Annotated in this window: 12 protein-coding genes; 7 read left to right on the top strand and 5 right to left on the bottom strand. The window is 62.3% G+C overall.

What is annotated here, in order from left to right:
• Window positions 1-95 precede the first annotated feature (95 nt).
• A complete protein-coding gene (locus SSARUM_RS06460; RefSeq protein ID WP_033647045.1) occupies window positions 96-1016 on the bottom strand; it encodes a LysR substrate-binding domain-containing protein in 921 nt (306 codons plus the stop codon).
• Between the two features lie 118 nt (window positions 1017-1134).
• Between SSARUM_RS06460 and SSARUM_RS06455 the strand changes: the two genes are divergently transcribed.
• Both SSARUM_RS06455 and SSARUM_RS06450 read left to right on the top strand, forming a co-directional pair.
• Window positions 1135-2289, top strand: coding sequence for a methionine aminotransferase (locus SSARUM_RS06455; RefSeq protein ID WP_033647046.1), 1155 nt, complete (start codon window positions 1135-1137; stop codon window positions 2287-2289).
• 34 nt (window positions 2290-2323) lie between these two features.
• Entirely contained in the window at window positions 2324-3103 is a 780-nt protein-coding gene (locus tag SSARUM_RS06450; RefSeq protein WP_033647048.1) for an ABC transporter substrate-binding protein, read from the top strand.
• Between the two features lie 34 nt (window positions 3104-3137).
• Here SSARUM_RS06450 and ddlA read toward each other — a convergent pair whose 3' ends face one another.
• Window positions 3138-4241 (bottom strand): D-alanine--D-alanine ligase, encoded by a 1104-nt coding sequence (gene ddlA / locus SSARUM_RS06445; RefSeq protein WP_033637551.1) that lies wholly within the window; start codon window positions 4239-4241, stop codon window positions 3138-3140.
• 168 nt (window positions 4242-4409) lie between these two features.
• On the opposite strand from ddlA, the gene SSARUM_RS06440 reads away from it, so the two are divergent.
• The 5 genes from SSARUM_RS06440 (at window position 4410) to SSARUM_RS06420 (ending at window position 9413) form a co-directional block, all read left to right on the top strand.
• Window positions 4410-4613 (top strand): ParD-like family protein, encoded by a 204-nt coding sequence (locus SSARUM_RS06440; RefSeq protein ID WP_006324220.1) that lies wholly within the window; start codon window positions 4410-4412, stop codon window positions 4611-4613.
• The gene (gene map, locus SSARUM_RS06435) at window positions 4610-5404 is read left to right on the top strand and encodes a type I methionyl aminopeptidase (RefSeq protein WP_033653472.1); all 795 of its coding nucleotides are present in this window, start codon (window positions 4610-4612) and stop codon (window positions 5402-5404) included. The genes SSARUM_RS06440 and map overlap by 4 nt, the downstream gene beginning before the upstream one ends.
• Window positions 5405-5529: 125 nt before the next feature.
• Window positions 5530-7236 (top strand): D-lactate dehydrogenase, encoded by a 1707-nt coding sequence (dld, locus tag SSARUM_RS06430; RefSeq protein ID WP_060429713.1) that lies wholly within the window; start codon window positions 5530-5532, stop codon window positions 7234-7236.
• Window positions 7237-7458: 222 nt separating this feature from the next.
• The gene (locus SSARUM_RS06425) at window positions 7459-7884 is read left to right on the top strand and encodes a PAS domain-containing protein (RefSeq protein ID WP_033647052.1); all 426 of its coding nucleotides are present in this window, start codon (window positions 7459-7461) and stop codon (window positions 7882-7884) included.
• A 5-nt stretch (window positions 7885-7889) separates the two neighbouring features.
• On the top strand, window positions 7890-9413 hold the full coding sequence (locus SSARUM_RS06420) for a flavodoxin domain-containing protein (RefSeq protein WP_060387416.1): 1524 nt from the start codon (window positions 7890-7892) through the stop codon (window positions 9411-9413).
• A gap of 13 nt (window positions 9414-9426) precedes the next feature.
• On the opposite strand, the gene SSARUM_RS06415 is transcribed toward SSARUM_RS06420, so the two are convergent.
• Genes SSARUM_RS06415 through SSARUM_RS06405 form a run of 3 tightly spaced genes read right to left on the bottom strand, consistent with a single transcriptional unit; the run spans window position 9427 to window position 12120 of the window.
• Window positions 9427-10434 (bottom strand): FecCD family ABC transporter permease, encoded by a 1008-nt coding sequence (locus SSARUM_RS06415; protein WP_049195876.1) that lies wholly within the window; start codon window positions 10432-10434, stop codon window positions 9427-9429.
• Window positions 10431-11387 carry an ABC transporter substrate-binding protein gene (locus tag SSARUM_RS06410; RefSeq protein ID WP_060387415.1) on the bottom strand — a complete coding sequence of 319 codons (957 nt, stop codon included), beginning with the start codon at window positions 11385-11387 and terminating at the stop codon, window positions 10431-10433. Before SSARUM_RS06410 ends, SSARUM_RS06415 begins: the two co-directional genes overlap by 4 nt.
• Window positions 11388-11403: 16 nt before the next feature.
• Window positions 11404-12120 carry an ABC transporter ATP-binding protein gene (locus SSARUM_RS06405; RefSeq protein ID WP_060387414.1) on the bottom strand — a complete coding sequence of 239 codons (717 nt, stop codon included), beginning with the start codon at window positions 12118-12120 and terminating at the stop codon, window positions 11404-11406.
• Window positions 12121-12262: the final 142 nt, after the last annotated feature.

Raw genomic sequence — 12262 nt, 5'->3', positions numbered from 1 at the left:
GTGTTTCCGCCGCCAACGCCGCGGAGTTTAATCGGAGTGAAGAAACAGTTTGCCACACTCTGTTTCATCGCCAAGGGAATTCGCATCGTTAATGTTTACAAAGCATTACAGGTTATCGGCAGGTAATTCTGCAGCCGGGCGCGACTGTCGGCGGCCTCCGCCGTCAGGAAATCGATAAACTGCGCCAGCGCCGGCGATGGCGCCCCGCGTTCAGGATAGACCAAATAATAGGCCGCGCCGCTGCTGACGCAGAGCGGGAACGGCGTGACGATACGCCGCGCCTGAATATCCTCCTCCAGCAGGCACAGATCGCCGATGGCGATGCCGAACCCCTGCAGCGCGGCGCTCATCGCCAGATCGAGGGTATCGAAATGCTGAGCCTTGCCGGACGGCAGCGCATCGGCCCCCGCCGCCTTCAGCCAGCGCAGCCAGTCGCGCCGATCGCGCGTCGGGTGCAGCAGGGTTTTGTCCGTCAAGTCCGCCAGCCGGGGCGTTGGCGGCAGAAACGTCGGCGTGCAGACCGGCGTGAGGATTTCATCGAACAGCAGGTGCGCGCTCAGCTTTTTGCCCGGCGGCCGGCCGAATACCACCGCAGCGTCAAATTGCTCGGTGCTGAAATCCAGACCGTGCGACACCGAAGCGGTCAGCTCAATATGCATGTCCGGCCGTTCATTCTGCAGGCGAATGATGCGCGGCAGCACCCAGCGCATGGCGCAGGTCGGGCATTTGATGCGCAGCGCCCCCGGCGGGGCGACGGCCCGCGTCAGCGCCTCGTCCAACTGCCCCAGCGCCTGCTGCACCGGCACCAGCAGCTGCGCGCCCTGCGGCGTCAGCGCCAAACCGCGCGCCTGGCGGCTGAACAGCGGATAGCCCAGGCGCTGTTCCAGCCCGAGGATTTGCCGGCTGACCGCCCCCTGCGTCAGGTGCAGCTGCCGGGCGGCATGGGTAAAGTTGAGGCGTTGCGCCACCACCACGAAGGTTTTCAACACGTCGAGCGACGGCAGGGATATCGGCATAGCGGGCCTCGATTAGGTATGATCGTAGTGCATGGCAAGTATGACAAACTTTCCCTTGTCCGCCTACGCCGGCTGATGCTTAATCGCTCAACACTTCCCTGTTTGACTGGAGCCCATCATGCAGAGCGCCTGTTCATCCCGCTCGAAGCTGCCGGACGTCGGCACCACCATTTTCACCGTCATTGGCCAACTCAGCGCCGAACATCAGGCCCTCAATCTGTCGCAGGGCGCGCCCAACTTCGCCGGTGACCCGCAGCTGATCGAGGCAACGGCGCAAGCCATGCGCTCAGGTCATAACCAATACGCGCCGATGAGCGGCGTGGCGGCGTTACGTGCTGCTCTGGCGGAAAAAGCTGAACGATTGTATGGCGCACGCTATGACGCCGACGAAGAAATCACGGTGATCGCCAGCGCCAGTGAAGGGCTGTACTCGGCGATCAGCGCGCTGGTGCATCCCGGCGACGAGGTGATCTATTTCGAACCGGCGTTCGACAGCTATGCGCCGATCGTGCGCCTGCAGGGCGCCACGCCGGTAGCGATCAAACTGTCGCTGCAGGATTTTCGCGTCGACTGGGACGAAGTGGCCGCCGCCATCAACGGCAAAACGCGCATGATCATCGTCAACACGCCGCACAACCCGACCGGCGCGGTGTTTGACGCGCACGACATCGAACGTCTGACCGCCCTGACCCGCGACACCGACATCGTGATCCTGTCCGACGAGGTCTACGAGCACGTGGTGTTCGACGGCGATATTCACCACAGCATGGCGCGCTACCCGCAGCTGGCGGAACGCAGCGTGATCGTGTCGTCGTTCGGTAAAACCTACCACGTCACCGGCTGGCGCGTCGGCTACTGCCTGGCGCCGGCGGCGCTGATGGACGAGATCCGCAAGGTGCACCAGTTCATGGTGTTCTCCGCCGATACGCCGATGCAGCACGCCTTCGCCGCCGCGCTCGCCAACCCGCAGAGCTACCTGGGGCTGGCAGCGTTTTATCAACAAAAGCGCGATCTGCTGGCCAGCGCCCTGCAGGATTCGCGCTTTGAGCTGCTGCCCAGCCGCGGCAGCTTCTTCATGCTGGCACGCTTTAGCGGCTTCAGTCACGAAAGCGACAATGATTTCGCCGTGCGCTTGATCCGCGAAGCGAAGGTGGCGACGATCCCGCTGTCGGCGTTCTACAGCGACAGCACCGATACCGGCATTATCCGGCTGAGTTTTTCCAAAGATAACGAGACCCTGCTGGAAGGCGCGCGCCGCCTGAGCCAGGTGTGATTTTTTGTCCAACCATGGGAAAGGGGCACTGCCTATGAAAGCATTGAAAACGCTGTTCGCCGCCGGATGCCTGCTGGCCGCCGGCGCTTCGCTGGCGGCGGAAAACAGCCTGCGCTTCGGCCTGGAAGCGCTGTATCCGCCGTTCGAATCCAAATCCGCCAGCGGCAAACTGGAAGGGTTCGACATCGAACTGGGCGACGCGGTGTGCGCCGCCGCGCAGTTGCAATGCAGCTGGGTGGAAACCTCGTTCGACAGCCTGATCCCGGCGCTGCAGGCGCGCAAGTTCGACGCCATCAACTCGGCGATGAACGTGACCGAACAGCGGCGTCAGGCGATCGCCTTCACCGACGCCATCTATCAGGTGCCGAACCGCCTGATCGCCAAGGCCGGCAGCGGCCTGCTGCCGGACGCCAAATCGCTGGCGGGCAAACACGTGGGCGTGCTGCAAGGATCGATTCAGGAGATTTACGCCAAAACCCATTGGGCGCCGGCGGGCGTGGACGTGGTGTCTTATCAGGATCAAAATCAGGTTTACCTCGATCTGGCGGCCGGTCGGCTCGACGCCACGCTGGTGATGGCGCCGTCGGGGCAAAGCGGCTTCCTGTCGCAGCCGGACGGCAAAGGCTTCGCCTTCGTCGGCGAGGCGGTGCGCGACGACAAAATCCTCGGTGAAGGTATCGCCTTCGGCCTGCGTAAAGGGGATGAGGCGCTGAAGAAAAAACTGGATGCCGCCATCGCCAAAGTGAAACAGCAAGGCACGGTGACGGCGCTGTCGAAGAAGTATTTCGGCGATATCGATGTGACGGTGAAGTGAGAGACGGGGGCGGCACCGCCGCCCCCTGCCGCGTTTAGCGATCGAACACCGAACTGTTCAGCGCGCGATCCTGCTGGTGGCGCTCCAGCGCCAATTCGATCAGGCGCGTGATCAGCGCCTGATAGCTGACGCCGCTGGCGGCCCACAGCTTGGGATACATGCTGATATTGGTGAAGCCCGGCAGCGTGTTGATTTCGTTGATCACCACCTGGTTGTCCGGCGTCAGGAACACATCCACCCGCGCCAGGCCGAAGCACTCCAGCGCGCGGAACGCCTTCAGCGCCACCTCGCGGATGTGGTCGCTCACTTCCGGCGCGATTGCCGCCGGCACCACCACCTGAGCGCCCTGCTCATTGATGTATTTGGTGTCGTAAGAATAGAAGGCGTCGCTCAGCACGATCTCGCCGCACACGCTGGCCTGCGGATCGTCGTTGCCCAGCACCGCGCACTCGATCTCGCGGCCGACGATCGCCGACTCCACCAGCACCTTGTGATCGAAGCTGAAGGCCAGCGATACCGCCGCGTCGAACTCGGCGCGGTTTTCCACCTTGCTGACCCCGACCGACGAGCCCTGGTTGGCCGGCTTGACGAACAGCGGCAGGCCGAGGCGCTCGCTCAGTTGCTCAAACGTGAATCCGGCGCGGTTGGCGCGGGTCAGGGTGACGAACGGCGCCACCGCCAGCCCGGCATCGCGCAGCAGGCGCTTGGTCACGTCTTTATCCATGCTGACCGCCGAGCCGAGCACGCCGGCGCCGACGAACGGCATATTGGCCATGCGCAGCAGCCCCTGCAGCGAGCCGTCCTCCCCCAGCGTGCCGTGCACGATCGGGAAGATGACGTCGAGCTGGCCCAACGCGCCGGCGCTGCCCGCTTCGATCAGCTGCTGTTTTTCCTGGCCCGGGATCAGCGCCACGTTCTTGTTCGAGCGGTTCAGCGCGATCAGCGCCGGGTTCTCGGCGTTGAGCAGGTAGTTGGAGGCGTCGTTGATGTGCCACTGCCCCTGTTTGTCGATCCCCAGCAGCGTGACGTCAAACTTCTCTTTGTCGATTGCATCCACAATGTTTTTGGCCGACTGCAGCGACACCTCATGCTCCGCCGACTTACCGCCAAAAATCACCCCAACACGTAGTTTAGTCACGCCTTAAATCCTTCTGAAAAATCATGGCAAAAAAGTCGTTTATCACAATAAACGCATTGCCTGGCGGCGGCAATCGTTGTTGCCAGAATCTTCTTACGCCACAGAATGCCACATCGCCACCATCCTAAACGTATACACTTCGTATATAGTTCACTTAGGGAGACGCCGATGGGCATCGTAAAAATTTCAGACGCGCTGCATGACGATCTGCGCCTCGCCAGCCTGACCATGACGCGTTCGATCAACGCGCAGGCCGAGTACTGGATCAAGATCGGCATGCTGGCGGAGTTCCATCCGGAACTGACCTATCCGCAGCTGGTAAAAAAAATGATGAAAGATAACGCGCTGACGCTGAAGGAGATTGTCGGGTGAAACAGATTGTGATTAAAACGCCGGAAGAGATTGCCAAAATGCGCCATTCCGGCGCCCTGCTGGCGAAAGTGTTTGCTATGCTCGATGAGGTCATCGTCGAAGGCATCTCCACCATGGAGATCAACGACCGCGCCGAGGCGTTTATCGTCGAAGAGCTGAAGTCGCGCCCGGCCAGCAAGGGGCAGTATGATTTCCCCTATGTGCTCAACACCTCAATCGACGACGTGGTGTGCCACGGGGTGCCGTCGGCCAGCAAAATCCTGCGTTCCGGCATGATCGTCAACGTGGACATCACGCTGGAAAACGGCGGCTATATCGCCGACTCCAGCAAGATGTACTGCGTCGGCCAGGTGACGCCGCTGGCCAAACGGCTGGTGAACAACGTCTATGAATCGATGTGGCAGGGCATTCGCGCGGTGAAACCGGGCGCCACCCTCGGCGATATCGGCCATGCCGTCCAGCGGCACGCCGAGCAGGCCGGCTACAGCATCGTGCGGGAGTATTGCGGCCACGGCATCGGCCGCGATATGCATGAAGAGCCGGCGGTATTGCACTACGGTCAACCCGGCAGCGGTCTGGTGCTGCAGGAAGGCATGGTGTTCACCATCGAGCCGATGATCAACCAGGGCGACCGCCGCATCAAGCAGAAGAAAGACGGCTGGACGGTGGTGACGCGCGACAAAAAACTGTCGGCGCAGTGGGAGCACACCGTGGCGGTCACCGCCGACGGCGTGGAGATCCTGACGCTGCGCGACGAAGAGCGCCGGGCCGGCTACGCCGAGCGCTACTAAACCCACAAGCCATTAGCCCGGCAAGCTGATAGCTTAATAAGTTATTTAATTGATAACCTCTTAGCTTATATGCGGCACTCCGGCGCCGCGGTTAAAGCGACGGGGATGACAGGGAGACAGACAGCATGCAGTCAGGCAATCAGGCGTTTATCAATCAGCTCAAGGACATCGTCGGCGGCCCGCAGCTGTTGACCGGCGATCGCAACACCGAGCGGTATCGCAAGGGGTTCCGCTCCGGCGAAGGCCAGGCGCTGGCGGTGGTGTTTCCCACCAGCCTGTTGCAGCTGTGGCGCATTTTGCAGGCCTGCGTGGCCGCCGACAAAATCGTCATCATGCAGGCCGCCAATACCGGCCTGACCGAAGGATCGACCCCCAGCGGCAACGACTATGATCGCGACATCGTCATCGTCAGCACCCTGCGCCTCGACCATATTCAGGTGCTGGACAACGGCAAGCAGGTGGTCGGCTTCCCCGGCAGCACCCTGCACCACCTCGAGAAATTGCTCAAACCCTACGGCCGCGAACCGCATTCGGTGATCGGTTCCTCCTGTATCGGCGCCTCGGTGATCGGCGGCGTGTGCAACAACTCCGGCGGATCGCTGGTGAAACGCGGCCCGGCCTATACCGAAATGGCGCTGTACGCCCAGCTAGGGGAAGACGGCCAACTGCGCCTGGTGAATCATTTGGGCATCCGCCTCGGCGACACGCCGGAAGAGATCCTCACCCGGCTGGAAAAAGGCGACTATCGCCCGACCGACGTCGAATACGGCGAGCTGCGCGCCTCGGATAACGAGTACGCCAGCCGGGTGCGCGACGTCGATGCCGACACCCCTTCCCGCTTTAACGCCGACAAACGCCGCCTGTTCGAGGCCTCCGGCTGCGCCGGCAAGCTGGCGGTGTTCGCGGTGCGGCTCGACACCTTCGAGAAAGAAGGCAAAGAGCAGGTATTCTATATCGGCACCAACGACACCGCGGTGCTGACCGAGCTGCGCCGCCACATGCTGAGCCAGTTCGACAACCTGCCGGTGGCCGGTGAATACATGCACCGCGATATCTTCGACATCGCCGAGGTGTACGGCAAAGACACCTTCATGATGATCGACAAGCTCGGCACCGATCAGATGCCGCGCTTCTTCACCCTGAAAGGCCGCATGGACGCCAGCCTCAACAAGTTGCCGCTGCTGCCGCACAACCTGACCGACCGGCTGATGCAGGGCCTGAGCCATCTGGCGCCGAGCCACCTGCCGAAGCGCATGAAGGACTACCGCGAACGTTTCGAACATCACCTGCTGCTGAAGATGGCCGGCCCCGGCGTAGACGAAGCGCAGCGCTACCTGACCGAGTACTTCGCCCAGGCCGAAGGCGCTTTCTTCGCCTGTACGCCTGACGAAGGCAAAAAGGCCTTCCTGCACCGCTTCGCCGCCGCCGGCGCCGCCGTGCGCTACCATGCGGTGCACGCCGACAAGGTGGAAGATATTCTGGCGCTGGATATCGCCCTGCGCCGCAACGACACCGACTGGTTTGAAACGCTGCCGCCGGAAATCGACAACCAGCTGGTGCATAAGCTGTATTACGGCCACTTTATGTGCCACGTCTTCCATCAGGACTACGTGGTGAAAAAAGGCGTCGACAGCCACGCGCTGAAAGAAAAGATGCTCGAGATCCTCAACCGGCGCGGCGCCGAGTACCCGGCGGAGCATAACGTCGGCCACCTGTATCACGCCAAACCGGATCTGCAGGCGTTCTACCGCGCCGCCGATCCGACCAACAGCTTCAACCCCGGCATCGGCAAAACCAGTAAACGCAAAGGCTGGGCCGAAGGCCCCCGCTAAGACCGCCCGATTGGCCCGCCGCCGCACCCGGCGCGGGCCGACTCTCCCCTGCCTGCCTCATCGTGATCTTTCTGCGCCCTTAAAGATGCATTTTTATTGCAACTTATAAATTTCCCGATTACCATTCATCGCAAATGAGAATCAATTACAAAACTGTCATGACGGATACATGGCATCCGCCGTGGCAATCACCGCGAAGTTGTTAATGAGAAGGAACCTACCATGAGTCAGACCCTCGATTCCGCCCAGCTGTTAGCCGCGCTCGATAAAGTGATGGTGATCTCCACCACCGATCTGCAGGGCACCATCACCTACGTCAACGATCTGTTTTGCCAGCTGACCGGCTTTTCCCGGGAAGAGCTGGTGGGCCAGCCCCATAGCATCGTGCGCCACCCTTCCGTGCCGAAAGCGGTTTACAAAGCGATGTGGGACACCATCAAGGCGGGCGGCATCTGGACCGGCATCATTCCGAACGTCGGCAAAGGCGGCGTGCTGTACGTGGTCGACACCACGGTGCAGCCGCTGTATGACGCCCAGGGCAATATCGCGGCCTATATCAGCATCCGCCGCGTGATCAACGATCTGATGACCGACTTCGAATCGGTGGAATTCGCCAAAGAACAGTTCGACAACCACTACGACAAGTAACCGCCATGGCCGACCTTATCGAACGCATCCTGATTGGTTACGGTTCGGAGTCGGGCAACGCCCGGGCGCTGGCGATGCGCCTGGGCGAGCAAAGCAGCCTGCAACCCTACCGCCCCGTCGTGAAAGAACTCAACGCCATCCAGCCCGCCGATGTGGGCGAGCGTGACGCCCTGCTGATCGTCTCGAGCTCATTTGGCGACGGCGAACCGCCCGCCAACGCCGAGCGTTTTTCCGACGCTCTGGCGCAATGGCCTGACCGCCACCGGTTGCGCTACGCCATCTTCGGCCTCGGCGACACCGCGTACCCGCATTTCTGCGGCTTCACGCAGGCGCTGGATGCACGCCTGACGCAATACGGCGCCCAGGCCATCGTCAATCGCGTCGACGCCGACGTTAACTTCGAACCGTTCTTCGCAACCTGGCTGAAGACGCTTGAGAAGGTGCTGGCCGGCGATGCCCAGGCCGGCCGCGATTTACATCTGCGCGTGACCGCCTACGGTGAAGACCATGCGTTCAGCGCCGCCCTCCTCGAACGGCGGCCGCTCAGCGCACGCACGCCGCAGGCCTGGCACCTGCGGCTGAATATCGCCGGCAGCGGCATCGTTTACCGGGCGGGAGATACCGTCTATCTGTTGCCGGAGAACGACGAAGGATTATTGACCCGGCTGGCTGACTGGCTCGGCAGGCCGGAGGCCGCCGACGCGCTGCGCCGCCGGGAGCTGCGCCAGCTCAGCAAAACGACGCTGCGCGAACTGGCGCAGTTGGCCGACAGCGAAGAACTCAAAGGCTTGCTCAAGATCCGCCAGCGCAAAGCCCTGGAGAGTTATCTGTACGGCGCCGATCTGCTGGACGTGCTGCACGATTTTTGCCCGCCGCACGCGGTCACGCTGGAGAACCTGCTGACGCTGCTGCCCGTTTGCCTGCCGCGCGCCTACTCCATCGCTTCGGCAACGCGGGAAGAGAGCCTCGATCTGTGCGTGCGCGACGTGCATTATGAACGCGGCGGCCGCCCCCGGCGCGGCACGGCGACCGGCTGGCTGCTCAGCCAACCCGGCCCTTTCCGCCTCTTCTGCCGCGCCAACCCCGGCTTTTACCTGCCGCGCGATACCACCGTACCGGTGCTGCTTATCGGTACCGGTACCGGCATCGCACCGTTGATTGGCTTACTGCGCGAAATGGCCGCCCAGGGCGAACGGCGTGAAACCGTACTGATCTTCGGTGAGAAAAGGCGCGATGAAGACTTCCTGTATGGCGAGGAGTTGGTCACGCTGAACGCGGCGGGCGTACTCACGCGGCTCATCACGGCATTCTCGCGCGACACCGCCGACAAGTATTACGTGCAACACGCCATCGACGATCACGCCGATGTCGTCAGCGGCCTGCTGCGGCGGGGCGCGCATGTCTACCTGTGCGGCAATCGTCAGTATCTGGAACATGCCGTGGCGACGGCGCTAGAGCAAGCCCACGGGGCGGAAAACCTGTGGCAGACGCTGATTGAGCAGCAGCGCCTGCATCTGGAGCTCTATTGAGACAGGGCGGCGTTCACCGCTCCGCGCGCAGCAGCAAGGACACGATGAACGCGCCCCCCAGCCCCGCCGTAATGATGCCGATGGGCAGTTCCTGATTGGGGATCAGGCTGCGGCTGAGCATGTCACCGCCGGTCAGCAGCATCGCCCCCAGCATGCCGCACATCGGCACGGACAATCGGTGGCGCACGCCCACCAGGCGCCGGGCCAGATAAGGCACCATCAGCCCGACAAAGCCGATCACGCCCGTCAGCGAAACGAGAAACGCCGTGGACAGTGCGCAGCACAGAAAGGTCTCGGTGCGCAGCCGCGCCACGTTGACCCCCATCGAATGGGCGGTTTGCTCGCCCGCCAGCAGCGCGTCCAGCGCCCGCCAACGCAGCGCCGTAAACCCGGCCAGCAGCACGAAACTCGCCAGCGGAATGAACAGATTATCCCAACGCGCCAGCCCCAGCCCGCCGAGCGACCAGAACAACACCGAACCGGCCGCCCGCTGATCGCCGGAAAACACCAGGTAGCTGGTCAGCGCGCTAAACAAAAATGAGACCGCCAGGCCACAGACGATCAGCTGCTCGGCGCGCCTGACCCGGCTGACGCGAAACAGGATCATCACCGCCATCGCGGACAGAATGCCGCCGACGAAAGCTGACAGCGGCAACGTCAGTACGCCCAACGCATCACCGAAGCGCGTGATGACCAGCACTGCGCCGGCGGAGGCACCGGAAGAGAGCCCAAACAAAAAAGGATCGGCCAACTCATTGCGGGTGGTGGTCTGCAGCAGCGCGCCGGTCATCGCCAGTCCGGCGCCGGTTAACGCCGCCAACAAAGCCCTGGGCACCCGCAGCTGCACGACGATGGTGTCCAGCATGCCGGAAAGCGGCGCCGAACCGAGCCCTAACGCCGCAAACGCCTGCCGCCATGACAGCGCGACGCTCCCCAGCTGCAGGCTCCAGATCATTAGCCCGCACAATACCGACAGCGCCAGCGGTGCGAGCAGCATAAAGCGCCGGGTCGGCGAGTTCATTCAGCCTCCGGCGCGTACAGCGCCCGCGCCAGCTTTTCCACTGCGCCGATGTTGGCCGGCCCCGGCGTCAGCTCCGCATACTGCAGTTTCAGATAGCGGTGGTGCCGTACGGCAGGCGTCAATTTCATCAACGGGTGAGACTCGAGGAAGCGCCGCAGCGCATCGGCGCCCGAGCCGGTCTGGTAATCCAGCAGAATAATGAAGTCGGGCTCGGCCGCCGCTACCGCCTCCCAGGACGCCGTCGTCCAGCTCGCCGGCAAACCGTCCATCACGTTGCGGCCGCCCGCCGCTTCGATGATCGCCGTCGGCATAGCGTATTTGCCGCTGGTGAAAGGCTTCTCCTCCCCCGAGTCATAGACGAACACCTTGAGCGGCGGCTGGCCCGCCGGCCTGGCGGGAAGCGCAGCCAACCGGCGCTGCCAGCCCTCAACCAGCGCGGTGGCCTCTTGCTGCTTGCCGAAAATCTTGCCGAGTTTTAGCTCATCGTCATACAGCAGGTTCATATCGGCCTTCTGCGGCCGCCCGCCGGCCTGTACGCAGCTCTCGCTCAGCACCAGCGTTTTGATGCCGAACGGGGCGAGCTTCTCCGGCGTGACGTCGCCGCCGATCTTCATGCCGTAATTCCAGCCGGCGAAGAAGAAATCCGGCTGTGCCGCCAGCAGCGTTTCCAAAGCGGGATATTTCGGCGCCAGCTCGGGAATGGTGCCCATCGCGGCCTTGAAGTCGGGCGTCAGTTTGTACCAGCCGGTGATGCCGGTCAGCCCGACAATGCGATCCTGCAGATGCAGTGCAAAGGCCATCTCGGCCATGTTGATGTCGTTGATGACGGCGCGCTGCGGCGCCTGGTTGAAGGTGACCGGCACACCGCAGCTTTCTACGGTGACGGGAAATTGTTCAGCCGCCGCCGACCTGGCGGCCAACAGCAGAAGCAGGATGAATACGCGTGCGTTCATGTTTCTCTCTGGTTTATCAAGCGCAATGGGGAACGTCAAAAATGCGCAGTGTTTTCCCGCTGACGGGATGTGCCACCTTGAAACTGTTCATGCCGAACACCGGCAGAATCACCGGGGTCTGCAACACCGCCTCGGGCGTACCACAGGCCACCTGACGGCTTTCGTTGAGCACCAGGATCCGATCGGCAAACGCCTCTGCCACGGGCAGATCGTGCAAGACCGCAATCACGGCGATTTCTTTATTTTTCACTAACGACAGCAGCGCCGAGCGCCCGGGCGGATCGAGGTGATTGGTCGGTTCATCCAGCAACAACAGATCGGGAGACTGCGCCAACGCCCGAGCCAGCGCGGCACGCTGGCGCTGGCCGCCCGAGAGCCGCCCCAACGGATGGCGCCTGAGCGACGCCAGCCCGGTTTCCCCGATGGCTTCGTCAACGATGCGCTTTCCCGTCGCAGAACATGCGCCATGCGGCAAACGGCCCAACGCCACATAGTCCTCAACCGACAGCCGCAAATCCGGCGAATCGTTTTGCGCCAGAAAGGCGATGCTTCTGGCGCGCTCCGCCGCTGGCCACGCGGACAAGGCGCGCCCTCGCCAGTAAATGCCGCCGCTGTCCGGCCGCGTTTCACCGATCAGGGCACGCAACAGGCTGGACTTGCCGCTGCCGTTAGGGCCGATCACCGCCAGCTTCTCACCGGCGCGCAGTGCGAAATGGATGTTGTCGAGTATCAATGCCCCGCCGTGGCCGGTCAGGCTAACCCCATCAACGTGGAGGATGTCGTGAACTGAATTCATTATGCGTAAATTGTTATATTATAACATATCAATATTTTTACCACGATTACGCGCCTTCTGCAAAAGCGAATCGCAACGT

Source organism: Serratia sarumanii (assembly GCF_029962605.1).
Lineage (GTDB): Bacteria > Pseudomonadota > Gammaproteobacteria > Enterobacterales > Enterobacteriaceae > Serratia > Serratia sarumanii.
The sequence above is the reverse complement of the archived record's forward strand: the minus strand, read 5'-3'. Positions and strand labels throughout refer to the sequence as shown.

What these genes read in the sequence shown, in the direction of transcription:
- SSARUM_RS06460 (WP_033647045.1), bottom strand. Translation starts at nt 1,016, where the DNA reads ATGCCGATATCCCTGCCGTCGCTCGACGTGTTGAAAACCTTCGTGGTG.
- SSARUM_RS06455 (WP_033647046.1), top strand. Translation starts at nt 1,135, where the DNA reads ATGCAGAGCGCCTGTTCATCCCGCTCGAAGCTGCCGGACGTCGGCACC.
- SSARUM_RS06450 (WP_033647048.1), top strand. Translation starts at nt 2,324, where the DNA reads ATGAAAGCATTGAAAACGCTGTTCGCCGCCGGATGCCTGCTGGCCGCC.
- SSARUM_RS06440 (WP_006324220.1), top strand. Translation starts at nt 4,410, where the DNA reads ATGGGCATCGTAAAAATTTCAGACGCGCTGCATGACGATCTGCGCCTC.
- dld (WP_060429713.1), top strand. Translation starts at nt 5,530, where the DNA reads ATGCAGTCAGGCAATCAGGCGTTTATCAATCAGCTCAAGGACATCGTC.
- SSARUM_RS06425 (WP_033647052.1), top strand. Translation starts at nt 7,459, where the DNA reads ATGAGTCAGACCCTCGATTCCGCCCAGCTGTTAGCCGCGCTCGATAAA.
- SSARUM_RS06420 (WP_060387416.1), top strand. Translation starts at nt 7,890, where the DNA reads ATGGCCGACCTTATCGAACGCATCCTGATTGGTTACGGTTCGGAGTCG.
- SSARUM_RS06415 (WP_049195876.1), bottom strand. Translation starts at nt 10,434, where the DNA reads ATGAACTCGCCGACCCGGCGCTTTATGCTGCTCGCACCGCTGGCGCTG.
- SSARUM_RS06410 (WP_060387415.1), bottom strand. Translation starts at nt 11,387, where the DNA reads ATGAACGCACGCGTATTCATCCTGCTTCTGCTGTTGGCCGCCAGGTCG.